16 protein-coding genes are annotated in these 18,025 nt (G+C 42.3%); all 16 read right to left on the bottom strand.

The window, feature by feature from the left end; genetic code table 11:
• Positions 1-4 precede the first annotated feature (4 nt).
• Positions 5-1,324 (bottom strand): flagellar protein export ATPase FliI, encoded by a 1,320-nt coding sequence (fliI, locus tag ACI35L_RS12760; RefSeq protein WP_439803035.1) that lies wholly within the window; start codon positions 1,322-1,324, stop codon positions 5-7.
• A complete protein-coding gene (fliH, locus tag ACI35L_RS12755; protein ID WP_439803034.1) occupies positions 1,321-2,085 on the bottom strand; it encodes a flagellar assembly protein FliH in 765 nt (254 codons plus the stop codon). Before fliH ends, fliI begins: the two co-directional genes overlap by 4 nt.
• Positions 2,078-3,097, bottom strand: coding sequence for a flagellar motor switch protein FliG (gene fliG, locus ACI35L_RS12750; RefSeq protein WP_049671429.1), 1,020 nt, complete (start codon positions 3,095-3,097; stop codon positions 2,078-2,080). The genes fliH and fliG overlap by 8 nt, the downstream gene beginning before the upstream one ends.
• 12 nt (positions 3,098-3,109) lie before the next feature.
• Positions 3,110-4,705, bottom strand: a complete 1,596-nt coding sequence (gene fliF, locus ACI35L_RS12745) for a flagellar basal-body MS-ring/collar protein FliF (RefSeq protein ID WP_049671430.1) — start codon at positions 4,703-4,705, stop codon at positions 3,110-3,112.
• 154 nt (positions 4,706-4,859) lie between these two features.
• On the bottom strand, positions 4,860-5,135 hold the full coding sequence (gene fliE / locus ACI35L_RS12740; RefSeq protein ID WP_439803053.1) for a flagellar hook-basal body complex protein FliE: 276 nt from the start codon (positions 5,133-5,135) through the stop codon (positions 4,860-4,862).
• A gap of 48 nt (positions 5,136-5,183) precedes the next feature.
• Entirely contained in the window at positions 5,184-5,699 is a 516-nt protein-coding gene (locus ACI35L_RS12735; RefSeq protein ID WP_049671431.1) for a flagellar basal body rod protein FlgC, read from the bottom strand.
• Positions 5,700-5,701: 2 nt separating this feature from the next.
• Positions 5,702-6,088 carry a flagellar basal body rod protein FlgB gene (flgB, locus tag ACI35L_RS12730; protein ID WP_049671432.1) on the bottom strand — a complete coding sequence of 129 codons (387 nt, stop codon included), beginning with the start codon at positions 6,086-6,088 and terminating at the stop codon, positions 5,702-5,704.
• A gap of 340 nt (positions 6,089-6,428) precedes the next feature.
• The gene (gene codY / locus ACI35L_RS12725) at positions 6,429-7,205 is read right to left on the bottom strand and encodes a GTP-sensing pleiotropic transcriptional regulator CodY (RefSeq protein ID WP_049671433.1); all 777 of its coding nucleotides are present in this window, start codon (positions 7,203-7,205) and stop codon (positions 6,429-6,431) included.
• A gap of 124 nt (positions 7,206-7,329) precedes the next feature.
• Complete coding sequence (gene hslU / locus ACI35L_RS12720; protein WP_049671434.1) at positions 7,330-8,742, bottom strand: HslU--HslV peptidase ATPase subunit; 1,413 nt, start codon at positions 8,740-8,742, stop codon at positions 7,330-7,332.
• Between the two features lie 18 nt (positions 8,743-8,760).
• Positions 8,761-9,303: an ATP-dependent protease subunit HslV gene (hslV, locus tag ACI35L_RS12715; RefSeq protein ID WP_049671435.1), complete on the bottom strand. Its 543-nt coding sequence runs from the start codon at positions 9,301-9,303 to the stop codon at positions 8,761-8,763.
• A 42-nt stretch (positions 9,304-9,345) separates the two neighbouring features.
• A complete protein-coding gene (xerC, locus tag ACI35L_RS12710) occupies positions 9,346-10,248 on the bottom strand; it encodes a tyrosine recombinase XerC (RefSeq protein ID WP_049672955.1) in 903 nt (300 codons plus the stop codon).
• Positions 10,249-10,308: 60 nt separating this feature from the next.
• A complete protein-coding gene (gene trmFO / locus ACI35L_RS12705; protein WP_049671436.1) occupies positions 10,309-11,616 on the bottom strand; it encodes an FADH(2)-oxidizing methylenetetrahydrofolate--tRNA-(uracil(54)-C(5))-methyltransferase TrmFO in 1,308 nt (435 codons plus the stop codon).
• Between the two features lie 195 nt (positions 11,617-11,811).
• On the bottom strand, positions 11,812-13,887 hold the full coding sequence (gene topA, locus ACI35L_RS12700; RefSeq protein ID WP_049671437.1) for a type I DNA topoisomerase: 2,076 nt from the start codon (positions 13,885-13,887) through the stop codon (positions 11,812-11,814).
• A gap of 249 nt (positions 13,888-14,136) precedes the next feature.
• Positions 14,137-14,805, bottom strand: coding sequence for a DNA-processing protein DprA (gene dprA, locus ACI35L_RS12695; RefSeq protein ID WP_231589602.1), 669 nt, complete (start codon positions 14,803-14,805; stop codon positions 14,137-14,139).
• Positions 14,806-15,097: 292 nt separating this feature from the next.
• Positions 15,098-16,000: a succinate--CoA ligase subunit alpha gene (sucD, locus tag ACI35L_RS12690; RefSeq protein WP_049671439.1), complete on the bottom strand. Its 903-nt coding sequence runs from the start codon at positions 15,998-16,000 to the stop codon at positions 15,098-15,100.
• 17 nt (positions 16,001-16,017) lie between these two features.
• A complete protein-coding gene (gene sucC, locus ACI35L_RS12685; RefSeq protein ID WP_049671440.1) occupies positions 16,018-17,178 on the bottom strand; it encodes an ADP-forming succinate--CoA ligase subunit beta in 1,161 nt (386 codons plus the stop codon).
• Positions 17,179-18,025: the final 847 nt, after the last annotated feature.

Below are 18,025 nucleotides of genomic sequence, written 5' to 3'. Positions count from 1 at the left end.
TTATTCATCCACCTGACTTCGTTAATAAAAGCAATCTTTCCATTGACTGTTGTTTGGTCACCTTGACCTCGACGCCCTGCTTCATCCATTCAACAATATGGGGATATTTACTAATCGCTTCATCAATCATCTGATTGGAGCCCTTCTTGTAGGCGCCAATATTGATTAAATCCTCTGCATCTAGATAGGAGGATAGATATTGCCTGGCTGACTCCGCTGCTTTTGCATGCTCCGGTTCAACCAAATGGGACATGACTCTGCTAATACTCTTAAGCACATTGATTGCCGGAAATTGACCTTTATTGGCCAGCTTTCGATCAAGGACAAAATGGCCATCAAGAATCCCCCTTACCGTATCAGCAATTGGTTCATTCATATCATCCCCATCTACCAATACCGTGTAGAAGGCCGTGATACTTCCATGATCATTCGTTCCCGTCCGCTCAAGCAATTTCGGGAGGATGCTGAATACAGATGGTGTATAGCCCTTCGTCGTTGGCGGTTCACCGACCGCAAGTCCAATCTCCCTCTGCGCCATAGCGACCCTAGTGACCGAGTCCATCATGAGCATGACATCAAGCCCTTGGTCGCGAAAATATTCCGTAATGGCTGTTGCTGTATAAGCAGCCTTGATTCTCATTAAAGGAGGTTGATCAGAGGTAGCGACGATGACGATTGAACGCTTCAATCCCTCTTCACCAAGATCGCGTTCAATGAATTCACGTACCTCCCTTCCCCGCTCCCCAACAAGCGCAATCACATTTAAATCCGCCGAGCTGTTCCTCGCAACCATACCGAGAAGTGTGCTTTTTCCGACACCGCTTCCGGCAAAAATGCCGACACGCTGCCCCTTGCCGACCGTCAGAAGACTGTCTATCACTGTGACACCTGTTTCAATCGCTCCCGAGATGGGAGGGCGCATCATGGGTCCTGGAGGCTCTTGATCAACTGAGACAGCCTGCAGTCCCCCTGGAAGGGAGGTGCCGTCAAGCGGATTTCCGAGTGCATCAAGAGCAAGCCCGACCAGCCCTGGCCCAACCTTTATTTCAAGCGGCTTACCAGCTGCCTCAACGATTGCCCCTGGCGAAATATCATTGACCGTTGTATATGGCATCAGGATGACAATCTCTTCTTTAAAACCAACAACCTCAGCCATTATGGTTCCATTCCGATGATGGCTGTTTGTATGTATATAGCAGACATCCCCAATCGAGCTTACTGGGCCCTGTGATTCAATCATCAATCCGACAACTCGTTTGATTCTGCCAAAACGCTTAAAGGAATCAATTTGTTTAACATAAGAAGAAAGCTCAGTAATTCTCATCCTCTCTCCTCCTCTAATACTTCAAGAAGAATCTTCTTAATTTGGGCAAGCTGGATATCCACACTCGCATTCAGGCGCCCGTTTGAGGATTCAATATAGCAGTCTCCCTCTGACAGCTCTTCATCAGGATAAATATAAAAAGCCGTCTCTCTCGGGAATAAAGATATCAATTCATCCTTCTTCCGATTGATATGCTCATAGTGGGCAGGATGGATATGAAGTTCAATATTCTTATATTCTCTTGACTCCTTGATTGCGTTTCGAACAAAGGCAAAATACGTATTCTCATCCCCGTAAAGCTGATGGGCCATAATCTTTTCAGCGACCTCTATGGATATGTCTAAAATTGTTCTCTCAGCCTCTTTAATCGTTTTGTAATAGATTGAACGCGCATCTTCTGCAGTTGCCTTTGCGAGACGGATCATTTCCTGATACTCATTCTGGCCATGTTCCATTCCATGCTTGAAACCGGCATCAAAGCCTTCTCGGCATGCTTTCTCACTCATCGCATTGCGTTCCTGTTCCCAGGCAGCTCTTTCGGTCTCTATCTCTTCCCTTATCAGAGCTGCTTGTTCATTTGCCTGCATAATCATTTCCTCTGCCTTCATCCTCGCTTCTTCCAGCAAATCCTCCGGCAAGGGGATGGTGCTTGCTTCCTCCTTCATCACACCAGACTTCTGTGCTGTGACAGAACGGAGAGCCAAAACCTTATTCGTTACACTTCCATAATAGACAGAATGGGATTTAATGATTCTAGACAATGATGTCATCTCCTCCGCCTCGTGCAAGCACAATCTCACCAGCATCCTCTAATCGCCTAATGACGGCGACAATTCTTGATTGAGCCTCTTCAACATCCCGAAGACGAACTGGCCCGAGAAATTCCATTTCTTCCATGAAGGTTTCGACCATTCGTTTAGACATGTTTTTATAAACAATGTCTTTAACCTCCTCACTAGCCACCTTGAGTGAGAGAAGAAGATCATCATTCTCAACGTCACGAATTACTCGCTGAATGGCACGATTGTCAAGGGTAACGATATCCTCAAAGACGAACATTCTTTTCTTGATTTCCTCTGCCAGGTCAGGATCCTGGATTTCAAGTGCATCAAGTATGGTCCTCTCTGTTGACCGGTCTACTCCATTCAGCACTTCTACCACTGCTTCTATGCCCCCGGTCTGTGTATAATCCTGCGTAACAGTAGCAGACAGCTTTCGCTCGAGGATTTGCTCAACCTCACTAATGATTTCCGGCGATGTACTATCCATAAGCGCAATCCTTTTAGCCACATCTGCCTGCATATCATTAGGCAGTGCCGAGAGAATCTGGCTTGCCTGGGCAGCATCCAAATAGGATAGGATAAGAGCTATTGTCTGAGGATGCTCATTTTGAATGAAATTCAAGATTTGTGCTGGGTCGGCTTTCCGTACAAAATCGAACGGTCTAACCTGGAGAGATGTCGTCAGGCGATTAATGATAGCCTTTGCCTGGTCTCCCCCCAGCGCTTTCTCCAGAACGGTCTTCGCATAGCCGATTCCGCCTTGCGAGATATATTCCTGTGCCAGAGCAAGCGTGTGAAACTCTTCAAGGACAGCGTCCTTTTCCTTCGGTCCAACCTTACGGACACTCGAAATTTCAAGCGTCAAATTCTCAATTTCTTCTTCCGATAGATGCTTATAAATATTGGCTGACACATCCGGACCTAAGGAGATGAGCAGAATGGCTGCTTTTTGCTTACCCGTCAGCGTATTTCTCTTCTCTCTAATTGACATCCTTGATCCTCCTTAATCTTCTGCAATCCACGATCTCAATAGTTTGGCAAATTCATCAGGCTTTTCCTTCGCCAATTTCTCTAATTGCTTTCTCCTCATGGTCCCCTCTGTTTCAACCTCTTCCTCAATGTTAGGCACCTCTGCCGGCGCTAATAGCTCTTCATATTCAGGCTCTATCATTTTCTCTTCCTTGCGGGAGCGGATGATATAGAAGATGAGCAAGAGAATGAAGACCAATAAGAAACCGCCAATCGCATAAATCCACCAAGGAATACCTGAGCGTACTTCTTCTTCATCGAAGATTACCTTGCCATTAAACGGCTGAACAGATACGACGATTTTTTCTTCTACCTGTTCCTCAGTCAATTCCTCCTCCATAGTCGATTTATCAATACTGGTTCGAATGATTGTCCCTAGGATATTTTGGATATCCTCGATTTGTTCAGCCGGCAGTGAAGCGGCATTTGCAGCATCAGGCGGCTCAACCATGACTTGGATTCCAAGATCCCTTATTTTGTATGGGGATTCTATGATCTCCTTGCGAATTCGATTAACCTCATGATTAATTGTTTCTTCTGTTTTCTCATAGTCACCGTTGCCATTCGACCCCTCTAAATATTGCGTCCCTAAAGAATCTGAGCTGTCCTCGGTAATCGGTGTTCCTCCTTCAGCCGCATCGTTTCCACTATAGGTTTCCGTTAGTTTTTGAGCACTTATGGCTAAACCTTCCATATTCTCTTTGTCAACAGGTTCAACTAAGTTCTCTTCACGGTTTTCCTGCGTGAAATCAACATCAGCTGTCACGGACACAACAACCTTGTCATGCCCCATTATGGTGCCAAGCATCGTTTGAACTTGCCTTTGAATATCCTTTTCCACCTCATTCTTGATACCGCTTTGTGAGGCAAATGTATCAGATGTACCGTTCCCTGAATTGTTTAGGTCAAAATACTCAAAGTATTGATTCATAATGACGATATTTTCTACAGGAAGGTTTGTCACACTTTTGGCGACTAGATGGTAGAGCGCCTGAATTTGGGAATCCTCAAATTCCTGACCAGGCTTTGTGTTAAGGACGATTGAGGCAGAAGCAGTTGCTGCCTCATCACTGACAAAGATTTCTTTTTCCGGTATCGTCAGCATAACCTTCGCATCTTGCACACCATCAATTCCTTTGATTAGTGCAGCGATTTCATTTTGCAGGGCATCTTGTTTAATGACGTCAAATTCATTGTCCGTCATCCCAAAGCTTGCATTCTCACTGAAATAGGAAAAGTCAATATTTCCCGACTCAGGAAGGCCCTCTGCTGCCAATTCCACTAATAATGTTTCTGTCATTTCAGCAGGTACAAGGATAGATGTACCACCCTCACTTATTTCTGATTGGATACCTTTTGCATCCAAGTTTTCCTTAATTGCTCCTGTCTCAGAAGGAGAAAGATTGCTGTATAGAGGAACAAGTGTTGTTCTTGTCATGTAATACGTAATGACAGCCGCCAGAAGCACGATTCCTGCCATCATCGTGATAAACATTGTTTTCTGTTTACCTGTACGCCCCTTCCAGTAATCTGTCAGTTGACTTTTATATTTATCCAATGATTCCTTCATCATGATCCCCCGAACTTATCTTTCTTGCATAGGCTGGTATTCAAATATGATAGAAAGATCCTACCTGCGATGAATAACACCTTCGTTAAAAATTCTTCTACCCGTAATGAAGGGGCTTGTTATGTATATCGAACTTCCATTCGTAACAGCCATCTTACATGCTGATTCTCATCATTTCCTGATAAGCTTCAATTGCTTTATTTCTGAATTGCATTGCTGCCTCAAGTGTTATACTCGCCTTTTGAGCGGTAATCATGACATCTTCGAGACTCACGTCTTGCCCAAGAGCTAATTTTTGAGTCAAGTCACTTGATGCATTTTGAGCAGTGTTAATTTCTGAAATTGTTTCTTTAAGAACGGACGCAAAAGATGTTTGAGCTTCGTATGCTGTATTAGAACGCATTTCATCTGTTTTATTCTGAGTAAACACAGATGAGACAGAATTTGATAGTACTGATATATCCAAGAATTACCCTCCTTATCTTCCAATTTCGAGTGCCTTCATCATCATGCTCTTCGATGCATTAAAGGCAGTTACATTGGCTTCATATGACCTTGTTGCACTAATTAGATCAACCGTTTCCCTGAGTGTATCTACATTCGGCATTTTCACATAGCCTGTCTCAGGATCTGCATCGGGATGAGAGGGATCATAGACTAATTTGCTATTATCCTCCTCCACATAACCAGCAGCATTCGCTTCTGGATTTGCTGGATCGTATACCCTATTGGTTTCTTCTTTAATGCTTTTCACACGAACACCTGATCCACCAAAGGATGTGCCTGATCCCATCGCTTGATGTAAATAACCAGAAAAACCGTTATTCTTTGTTTCAAGCACAACAGACTTTCGCTTATAGGGCTGCCACTGGCCATCTACATATTCACCTCTCGTTGTTTCGGCATTAGCCATATTGGAGGAGATTACATCCATTCGCAGTCTTTGTGCAGTTAATGCACTCGAGGTGATGGAGAGACTATTGAAGATACCCATCGTTAATTCCCTCCTTTAATGACGTTACGCAATGTATTGAATTGACCATTCAGCCTTTCAATCAATGCATGATGATAGATTTGATTTTGTGCGAGCTCACTCATTTCGCTGTCCATATCCACACTGTTGCCCGTACTATTATAGTTTTGACTATCCCGTCCCATTTTTATTGGGCTAGCTTTGCTTGCCTGAAAATCAAAATGTCTCTCATCCGATTTAACAGAGGCGACCTCAATAGCTGCATCCAGCTCTGTCCGAAAACCGACCTTCATCGCCTTGTAATTCGGTGTATCAGCATTAGCAATATTTTGTGATATAACTTCGGACTTAATGGATGAATACTGGAGCCCTTGCTGCAGGGCTGTGATCGTATTTGAGAATAAATTCATTTCTATCGTTCCTTCTCCTTTCCTATAACACACAAGGTTAAAAGTAGTTCAAAAGACCTCCATTTAACGAAATACCCACAACACGCTTCCCTTTTATTACAAGAAAAGCTAAAAATATATCAAATATGACAAAATCCGAATATTTATCAACTAATTGTTATAAATAATAATAAATAAAATAGGACAAAAATGATAAGTACAATAGTCCTAATTTTCGACATTATTTTATTTTATTGACATATCATTCGTCCTATATAGTCCTTTTTCACCCCTCCATATAAATTTTTGAACATAAAAAAAGCCCGTCCTCCTACTATGGAGAACGGGCTTTTTCATTTGATTAGCGTTTCAAGCTCTCAAGCTCATTCAAGAATTTGGCATTCAATACTTTAATGTATGTTCCTTTCATACCTAGTGAACGTGATTCAATTACACCGGCACTCTCAAGCTTTCTAAGTGCGTTTACGATAACAGAACGTGTGATTCCGACACGGTCAGCAATTTTGGATGCAACCAACAATCCTTCATTGCCTTTTAATTCTTCAAAGATATGCTCAATCGCTTCTAATTCGCTGTAAGAAAGAGAGCTGATTGCCATTTGTACAACAGCCTTGCTTCTTGCTTCCTCTTCAATTTCTTCAGCTTTCTCACGAAGAATTTCCATTCCTACAACTGTCGCACCGTATTCACCTAAGATTAAATCATCATCAGAGAACTGCTGCTCAACACGGGAAAGAATAAGTGTACCAAGACGCTCACCGCCGCCTACGATTGGAATAATCGTTGTTAGGCCTGCTTTGAACAAGTCTCTGTTTTCAACAGGGAATGCTGTATATTCACTGTTGATATCAATATTGGAAGATGTTTCTTTAATATTGAAAAGATTATTTGTATATTCCTCTGGGAATTGACGATCCTCGAGCATTTTCTTCATACGGTCATTTTCGATTTGCTGATTGATTTGGAAGCCAAGCAATTTCCCTCTGCGGGATACAACGAAAATATTTGCATTAATGACTTCACTCAAGCTCTCAGCCATTTCCTTAAAGTTAACTGGTTTCCCTCCAGTTTGCTGTAGCATCGAGTTAATCTTTCTTGTCTTGTTTAGTAAATCCATTATTCTTCCTCCTAGATATTGTCCTTATAACTATTAAACCAACGCATTAAGTGAATTGGATAATTTTCGAGTAAATTGAAACTATTTGTATGTATCCAAAAGGGTGCTTTTAAAACATGTTGTCTTATAGAATAAATTCACTTAAGTCCTTGTTTTTAGAAATCTCCCCGAGCTTTTCGTCCACATATTGAGGCGTTATCATGATTTTTTCCATCGTGATCTCAGGTGCTTCAAAGGATAGGTCCTCTAATAACTTTTCTAAAATGGTATGCAGTCTGCGTGCTCCGATATTATCCGTATTTTGATTCACTTCAAATGCAACTTCCGCTATTCTACGAATAGCTTCGTCTGAAAATTCAATTTGTATACCTTCTGTTTCTAATAAAGCGATATATTGTTTAATAAGCGCATTATCAGGTTCCACTAATACTTTATAAAAATCATCAACAGATAGCTTCTTCAATTCAACACGAATTGGGAAGCGCCCTTGCAATTCAGGAATTAAATCAGACGGCTTAGCAATATGGAATGCCCCTGCAGCAATAAACAGGACATGGTCTGTCTTAAGAGTGCCATATTTCGTCACGACAGTCGACCCCTCAACAACAGGTAGAATATCCCTTTGTACGCCTTCCCTAGAGACATCTGCAGAAGACCCGCCGGCAGATTTGGAAGCAATCTTATCAATTTCATCAATAAAGATGATTCCATTCTGCTCTGCACGCTCAAGCGCTACTTGGGTCACTTCATCCATATCAATTAATTTTTGAGCTTCTTCATTAGCCAAGACTTTTCGTGCATCCTTGACAGCAAGCTTCCGTTTCTTTTGCTTCTTCGGCATAAGATTGCTAAAGGCATCCTGCATATTCATACCCATTTGTTCCATGCCGGAGCCCTGAAGCATATCAAACATAGACGGCGGCTGTTCTTCAACCTCAACCGTAATGATTTCTTCCTCAAGCTCGCCCTTGAACAGCTTATCTTTGATTATTCTTCTCTTCTCATTGATGGACTTTTGTTCATCTTCATCATGTTCAGATGAGTCTGTTTCATTGGATGAACCCCCAAAGATCATCTCCAGCGGATTTTTGAAGCCTGCTTGCTTTTTCGCTGAAGGGACAAGAAGCTCGACGATTCGGTTATTGGCATTTTCAACAGCCTTATCCTTCACCTCAAGCATCCGTTCCTCTTTCACAAGCCTGACAGCTGTTTCAGCCAAGTCTCTGACCATGCTTTCTACATCACGTCCGACATAGCCGACCTCTGTAAACTTCGTTGCTTCCACCTTAACGAAAGGGGCTTTCACAATCTTTGCAATTCGACGGGCTATTTCTGTTTTACCGACTCCTGTCGGTCCAATCATCAAGATGTTCTTCGGTACAATTTCATCTCGAAGCTCCTCAGAAAGCAAGCCTCTCCGGTAACGGTTGCGAAGCGCAACAGCAACAGCCTTTTTCGCATCATTCTGCCCGATTATGTATTGGTCGAGCCTTTCTACGATCTGTCTTGGAGTTAAATTACGTACATCCGGTTTCATCATGTATCCTCCTTTGCCTTATAGCTCTTCCAAAATAATATTTGAATTCGTATATACACAAATTTCAGAGGCAATCGTTAATGAAGCATGCGCAATTTCCCTTGCTGTCATTTTATCACCGGAGAATCGTTTTAATGCACGGCCTGCAGACAATGCATAATTTCCGCCTGACCCAATTGCTAATATGCCGTCATCAGGTTCAATAACCTCTCCTGTTCCTGAGATCAAAAGCATACTGTTTGTATCCATGACAATCAGCATAGCCTCCAATTTCCTTAACACCTTGTCACTTCGCCATTCCTTTGCCAGCTCAACTGCTGCCCTTTGTAGATTTCCGTTGTATTCGTGCAATTTGCTCTCAAACATTTCAAACAGCGAAAAAGCATCAGCTACAGAACCGGCAAAGCCGGCAAGAACCTTGCCGTTAAAGAGTTTTCTAACCTTTCTTGCCGTATGTTTCATCACAACTGCGTTTCCCATTGTCACTTGCCCGTCGCCAGCCATGGCATAACCCCCATTATGCTGAACGGCAAATATAGTAGTAGCGTGAAATTGTTCCATCATACAACTCCTTACTCTTGATTAGGACTTATTTAAATCTTCTTAAGCCCTGGGATGACTATTATTATATACTTCTCTCAGTCTTTCCTTCGTTACATGAGTATACACTTGGGTAGATTGTACAGAGGAATGCCCAAGGAGCTCTTGCACCGACCGGATATCCGCTCCGTTATTTAATAAATGGGTTGCAAAACTATGCCTGAGCATATGAGGGTAAATATTGGTATTACCACATGCCTTTTCCATTATATTTGTTAAAATGTAGCGAACCCCTCTCGGAGTGAGAGGCGTGCCTCTCTGGTTCACGAACAGAAAATTATGCGTCTGGCTGTTCTTCGCCATCAACTCTGCTCTTGAATCGCCGATATATTCAATGAGCGCTTTTTTTGCATGCTCTCCAAATGGGATATAACGGTCTTTACTGCCTTTACCATGAGCAAGGACAGTCATTAAGGAATAATCTACATCACTCATTTCAACATTACAGCACTCACTGACCCGCATGCCTGTTGCATACAATAATTCTACCAATGCCAGGTCCCGCTTTCCAAGATGGGTTGATCCATCAATGGAATCAAAGAGAACTTCCATTTCTTCCTCATATTTAAATCTCGGAAGTCTTTGCTCCCTTTTAGGAAGTGAAACACTTGCGAACGGGTTTTCGGAGACAATATTCTCTCGCATCATAAATTTATAAAAGGAGCGCAAGCATGAAATTTTCCTGCTTATACTCCTTTTAGACATATTATGTTCGGTTAGATTAGTGATAAATAATCGGGTATCAGGGTACCTTACGATATCAAAGGAAGAAATTGCTTGCTCATCCATGAACAAAACAAATTCTTCAATATCCTTTTGATAACTTGCAATTGTATATTTTGAATAGTTTTTTTCAATTTGTAAATACTTTATATAATTTTCTATAGAAGTTTCAATGTTCATAATATTCACCCCGCACAAGGGTCACTAAATGTTATCACATTTTCGTGACCCAGGCAATAAATTTTACAAACTATTCGAAAAGTTTTGAATCGTTTCTAATGCACGTCCTGCATGGGCCTCTGCACGCTCTTGCTTCGATTTAATCCGTCTTCCCAAGTCTGGGAAAAGACCGAAGTTCGCGTTCATCGGCTGGAAGTTCTTCGCATTGGTTGTCGTTATATAATTCGCCATGCTTCCCATTGCTGTTTCTACAGGGAAAACGGCTGGTTCTAAGCCTTCTGCTAATCTTGCGGCATTAATCCCAGCAATCAATCCAGATGCTGCGGATTCAACATAGCCTTCTACACCTGTCATTTGCCCCGCAAAGAAAAGATTCTCCCGCTCTCTCAATTGGTAGGTACTCTTCAATACCTTTGGAGAATTGATGAATGTATTCCGGTGCATGACGCCGTAACGGACAATTTCTGCATTTTCCAAGCCAGGAATTAAACGGATGACTTCTTTTTGAGGTCCCCATTTTAAATGTGTTTGGAATCCAACAATATTATAAAGGGTTCCCGCTGCGTCATCCTGTCTCAATTGCACGACTGCATAAGGGCGTTTCCCTGTCTTAGGATCCTCAAGGCCAACCGGCTTCATTGGACCAAAGAGCATCGTTTTCTTTCCTCTGTTTGCCATGACTTCAATTGGCATACAGCCTTCAAAGAATATTTCCTTCTCGAACTCCTTCAATGGAACCGTTTCTGCACTAATCAAAGCCTCATAGAAAGTATTGAACTCTTCTTCCGTCATTGGGCAGTTCAAATAAGCCGCTTCCCCTTTATCATAACGGGATTTCAAATACACCTTATTCATATCTATGCTGTCTTTTTCAATAATGGGCGCTGCCGCATCATAGAAATAAAAATAATCTTCACCCGTCAGCTTGCTGATTTCCTTCGAAAGCGCTTCACTGGTTAACGGACCTGTTGCAATAATCGTGATACCATCTGTAGGAATCTCTGTCAACTCCTCATGATGAACCGTGATATTCGGATGATTTTTGAGCGTGTCTGTTACACGACCCGCAAATTCATGTCTATCAACAGCTAATGCTCCCCCGGCAGGGACGGAACAATGGTCGGCAGAGTCAATGATCAAGGAATTCAAGTGACGCATTTCTTCCTTCAATACTCCAACCGCATTTGTCAGCGTGTTGGCCCGCAAGGAATTACTGCATACCAATTCAGCAAATTTATCTGTATGGTGGGCAGGTGTCTGCTTCACTGGTCTCATTTCATATAAATCCACCTGGATTCCTCTTTGAGCGATTTGCCACGCAGCTTCACTGCCTGCGAGTCCCGCTCCTACTACTGTAACACTTTTTTTCATTAATAAACCTCCACGAAGTCGTACTATGTAGAATACGCCAGTAATTTATTTCATCATACTATTATTTTACAGAATAGCAGCAATATGCAAGCAATACTATATACTATATTCCTACGTATTCCAAAGGAAAAAGTTTCATTTCAATGCGATTCTTTATAAACATGAAGAGAAGGAAGGGCCGCTGCCCTTCCTTCCTCATGCCTGTGTCTCTTCCTTATAACTGCAATTGGTGCATTGCACCTGGACGCCTTTTTTGAGTTTTTTCTCGACAAGCGGACCATTACATTTTGGACATGGCCGCTGAAGCGGCTTATCCCAGGAGACAAAATCGCAGGTCGGATAACGGTCGCATCCATAGAAAATGCGGCGTTTCTTGCTTTTCCTCTCAACGATATTGCCCTCATGGCATTTCGGACACTTAACCCCAATTTCCTTTACGATTGGCTTCGTATTCCGGCAATCAGGGAAATTGCTGCAAGCCATGAATTTGCCGTAACGGCCCATCTTGTAGACCATTGGAGATCCGCATTCCTCACACATTTCTCCCGTCGGCTCATCCTTAATTTCGATTTTCTCCATTTCTACTTCGGCTTTCTCCAAATCTTTCTCAAAGCCTTGATAGAATTGATCAATGATATTGACCCATTCAACTTCGCCATCTTCAATATGGTCAAGATCGCTTTCCATTTTAGCCGTGAATTCAACATCAAGGATATCCGGGAAGAACTCCATCATGATATCATTCACGATTTCTCCAAGCTCTGTCGGTATAAACCGTTTATTATCGAGAGCAACATACCCTCGCTTTTGAATCGTGTCAAGCGTTGGAGCATATGTGGAAGGACGGCCGATACCGAGTTCCTCCAATGTCTTCACAAGCCTTGCCTCTGTGTAGCGTGGCGGCGGCTGTGTAAAGTGCTGATTTGGGACAATATCCTTTGAATAAACGATATCTCCCTCGGATAGCTCCGGCAGCAGATTCTCTTTCTCCTCAGTCTGGTCATCTGACCCCTCAACATATACCTTCATAAAGCCAGGAAATTTCACTTTAGAGCCATTGGCTCTGAATAAAACATCCTCAGCCGTTAAGTCAACTGCCATTGTATCCATGACCGCAGGCGCCATCTGGCTCGCAAGGAAACGTTCCCATATTAGCTTATATAAGCGGAACTGATCTCTTGAAAGGAATTCCTTGATGGAGGCTGGATCCCTGTGAACACTGGTTGGACGCACAGCTTCGTGAGCATCCTGTGCGCCGCTGCTCTGCTTGTCTTTACGCGGTGCCTGTGAGTGGTATTCTTCACCGTATTGGGATCCAATCCAGCCGCGGGCTTCTGTTTGAGCGGTTTCAGAAATCCGTGTTGAATCAGTACGCATGTAGGTGATCAAACCGACCGTTCCTTCTTTGCCAATCTCAATTCCTTCATAGAGCTGCTGGGCAATCATCATCGTCTTCTTCGCACGGAAGTTTAGCTTGCGGGCTGCTTCCTGCTGAAGGGATGAGGTCGTAAACGGCGGCGCTGGATTACGTCTCCGCTCCTTTTTGGTCACTTTTTGGACCGTAAACTCATTACCTTTTATTTTTGAAAGAATTCCTTTAACATCCTCTTCATTGGAAAGCTGTACCTTTTCCTTGTTAAGAGAATGGAAGTTTGCTTCAAACTCTTTATTTCCTTTCAGGAACGTTCCATTAATGGACCAGTACTCTTCCGGGATAAACTTCGTAATTTCTTTTTCGCGGTCAATGACAAGTCTTACCGCAATGGATTGAACACGCCCTGCACTCAACCCTTTTTTCACTTTCTTCCATAATAGCGGGCTGATATTATAGCCTACCAATCTGTCTAGGATTCGTCTTGCCTGCTGGGCATCAACAAGATTCATCTTGATCGGGCGGGGATGTTTAAAGGATTCCTTTATAGCATCCTTTGTAATTTCATTAAACACAACCCGGCAATCAGAGTTGATGTCAACCCCTAAGCTATGCGCTAAATGCCAAGCAATCGCTTCCCCTTCGCGGTCGGGGTCGGCTGCGAGATAGACTTTCTTTGCTTTCTTTGCGGCCGTTTTCAATTCCTTCAATACATCACCCTTACCACGAATGGTAATGTATTTCGGTTCATAGTTATGTTTAACATCCACTCCTGTCTGACTTTTCGGTAAATCCCGAACATGCCCCATGGATGCTTTCACTTTATATTTTTTTCCTAAGTATTTTTCTATGGTTTTCGCTTTTGCGGGCGACTCCACAATCACTAAATAATCCGCCATTTTTTTCCTCCTTAAGAGGTTCTCTATTCTCTATTATCATGCATGTATGATTATGCAGGTTTCATTTCGTATCTGTCAATCATTGTTTTAATTCAATTCCAAACAATCTGTTATTTCAGACTTATTCATCAAGATGCCAAAAAAAACCTTGTCTGAAGCACAATGTATAACAGAAATACTTTTTTTGCAACCTTAAAAACCTTATATAACTGTTTTGTCATATTCATTTCCAGCGAATTTCCTGATCTGTTATTCCCATTCTGATAGGATATCCTCTGCACACGTAACTAGCTTTGCCCCTTCCCTGATCCAGGCGTTTGTACCTGAGGATGGCTCGGAAAAGATGCTCCCCGGAACAGCAAAAATATCCTTTCCTTGTTCAAGCCCGCGTTCAACCGTAATAAACGTACCGCTTTTTCGCTTACTTTCTACCACTAAAATCGCTTTTGATAAACCACTGATTAATCGATTTCTCATGGGAAAGTGCCAGGGCTTGGGACGAACAACCGGCGGGTATTCAGAAATAATAAGTCCTTTTTGCATAATTAAATGAGCCAAATGAATGTTTTCCCTCGGATAAATATGATGAAGGCCTCCTCCGATAACCGCAAGGCAATCCCCGCCATTTGCAAGAGTTATTTTGTGGGCCAGGGAATCAATCCCTTTTGCTAAGCCGCTTACAACACTAATGTCAGCCTGGACAAAATCCGGAACCAATCTCTTCAGCACCTCATTTCCATATTCTGTCGGTGCCCGAGTTCCTATAATGGCTAAAATTCTTTTGTGTGTCAATAGGCTGACATTTCCCTTTGCATATAAAACCCAGGGTTGTTGATAAATATTAGTGAGGGTAATCGGATATTCCTTATCAAGAAAAGATAGACAATGGATTTCATCTTGCTCATAAACTGAGGGCATCTGGGAGAGCTTTATGTTATGAAGGTCTTTTATGAAGAGTTGAAGATTAGGGGATTCTAAATGAAGGAGCTTCTTCCAATATAGCAGGGGCCTTTCGTAGATTTTCAGCAATTCAGGATCATCCTTTAATAGTTGGTATAGTCCCTTCCACGACATACCTCGACAATGGTCCAAATGCACCAGCCGATTCTTCCATACATCCATGTAATCTCTCCTTTAATTCTGAGTATTTTTCCAAAAAAAGATAGCAAGGAAGGGTGCCCCCCGAAGAGAACACCCTATCTATGATTGATTAATGTGTTTTACATTTGTCGTACAAGCCTTTTTCTTTCAGCACTTGAAGCATTGTTTCTCCCATTACGGCAGGTGTTTCAGCCACTTTAATTCCACACTCATTCATGATGCGGATCTTCTCATCAGCTGTTCCCTTACCGCCGGAGATAATGGCACCAGCATGGCCCATTCTCTTGCCTGGAGGGGCAGTTCTTCCGCCGATAAAGCCTGTTACTGGCTTAGTCATATTTTCTTTCACCCATTGTGCTGCTTCTTCTTCTGCTGTTCCCCCGATTTCTCCAATCATGATAACAGCATAAGTATCTGGGTCTTCATTGAATGCCTTCAAGACATCAATAAAGTCGGTTCCATTAACCGGGTCTCCCCCGATTCCTACGGCAGATGATTGGCCGAATCCTGCTTGGCTGAGCTGATGAACAGCCTCATAAGTCAAAGTTCCGGATCTGGACACTACACCGATATGACCTTTTTTATGGATATAACCTGGCATGATGCCGATTTTGCATTCTTCTGGTGTAATAACACCCGGACAGTTTGGTCCAATAAGCCTTGTTTTCTTGCCTTCCATATATCGTTTTACCTTGACCATATCCAGCACTGGAATATGCTCGGTGATACAAATAACCAAATCAAGCTCAGCATCTACCGCTTCAAGAATAGAATCAGCTGCAAACGGAGCAGGCACATAGACAACAGATGCATTAGCGCCAGTAGCTTCCTTCGCTTCAATAACCGTATTGAAAACAGGCACTCCTTCCGCTTCAGTGCCCCCTTTACCAGGAGTTACACCGCCAACGATCTGCGTTCCATATTCAAGCATTTGTTTTGTATGAAAACGTGCAGTTGAACCAGTGATTCCTTGCACAATAACTTTTGTATCTTTATTAACAAATACGCTCATTTCCTTATCCTCCAGTCTTAACCTATTAACGAAACGATTTTTTGTGCACCATCAGCCATAGATTCCGCAGCCGTAATATCGATACCGGATTCTCTTAGAATTTTCTTACCGAGGTCTACATTCGTTCCTTCTAAACGGACAACCAATGGAACATCAAGGCTCACTTGCTTCGCAGCTTCTACAACGCCTTCTGCAATGACATCGCATTTCATGATGCCGCCAAAAATGTTAACAAAAATCCCTTTAACGTTTTTGTCAGATAGGATGATTTTGAATGCTTCGGTTACCTTCTCTGCTGTCGCACCGCCCCCAACATCAAGGAAGTTAGCGGGATTTCCGCCATAATGGTTGATGATATCCATTGTGGACATAGCAAGGCCGGCTCCATTTACCATGCAGCCAATATTTCCGTCTAGGGATATATAGCTTAAGTCATACTTGGATGCTTCGATTTCTTTTGGATCCTCTTCATCAAGATCTCGATATTCGACAATATCCTTATGGCGATACAAGGCATTTTCGTCGAAATTCAGCTTGGCATCAAGTGCCATTACCTCACCATCGCCAGTTACGACTAATGGATTGATTTCCGCAATAGAGCAGTCCTTTTCAACAAATGCATTGTATAAGCCCATCATGAATTTAACTGTTTTATTGACTAATTCCTTTGGTATATTGATATTAAATGCAATTCTTCTAGCTTGGAAAGCCGTCAATCCTACAACCGGATCGATTACCTCTTTGAAAATTTTCTCTGGTGTTTTTTCGGCTACTTCTTCAATCTCCGTTCCGCCTTCTTCAGATGCCATCAGGACGATTCTTGAAGTGGCACGGTCCAATACAAGCCCAACATAGTATTCCTTCTTAATATCACAGCCTTCTTCGATAAGTAAGCGTTTAACTTCTTTACCGTCAGGACCCGTTTGATGTGTGACAAGCACCTTGCCAAGAATCTCGTCTGCATAGGTACGAACCTCATCAAGTGATTTAGCGACCTTAACCCCGCCGGCTTTCCCTCTTCCGCCTGCATGGATTTGCGCTTTGACAACGGTTACAGGTGTTCCCAGCTCACTTGCTGCATTCACAGCTTCATCTACCGAAAAGGCAACCTTGCCATTAGGGACCTTAACCCCGTATTGTCTGAGGATTTCTTTACCTTGATACTCATGGATATTCATTGTTTATCCCCCTATCGAACTTTCAAACTATAAAGAATATACTGCTTTTTCATTGTATTAAATCTAGTATTTAAAGTCCAATATTTGAGAGCAAATACAGCCATAATTCGGTATTTTATAACAAATAGTTCCTTTCACCTTCCCTCATTTCCCTTTCTCTGGCGGTATTTTCGCTATAGGTCATTTCACCATAGCTATAGGAATAACAGGTTCTTTTTCTCTTTTTGGTCAGATAACAAAGATTTTCGTTTATATTATCTTTGTATATTATTTTTCCTTTATTTTTGATGGGTTCCCTAATCCCGATTATGAATATTTATACAGTATACAGACGGTAAAGCATTCTTCATGATGGTCTCTTTAATGACTCTATTTCAATCGTCATCTTCCGAACCACCTTCCCCTTATTTAAAAACGAGTAATGGCTTATTGAGGAGGATCATTATTCAGCTAAACCATTTTATGTGATTTATAGACCGACAGCCGGCTTTACCATTCTCTTCGGTATTTCTTTTTAGTACAGCTTTTAAGAAGAAAAGATAGCGGTAGAAAGGAGGGGACACCAGCCTATAAGCGGATGGGTCAGTATTTATTCATAAGCCAGCTAGTTTCATAGAATAGGAGTTAATGGTTTATTCAAGTGAGGTATCTTGCAACCCTGCCGCAGCTATCCCCTTTTCACTTCGTAAAGATGAGTTTAGCATCACCGTGATAACTCCGTTAATTGATATTCCGAAATATTAATACAATCGGTGATATTCAGGACCTATACTACAGGGAAGTATCATTGCATAAAAAAAGCAGATAGGTCCTGAAGGCACCTATCTGCCATTATCCGTCATTCTTG

The sequence above is a fragment of the Pradoshia sp. genome, from assembly GCF_051873915.1.
Lineage (GTDB): Bacteria > Bacillota > Bacilli > Bacillales > Pradoshiaceae > Pradoshia.
The sequence above is the reverse complement of the archived record's forward strand: the minus strand, read 5'-3'. Positions and strand labels throughout refer to the sequence as shown.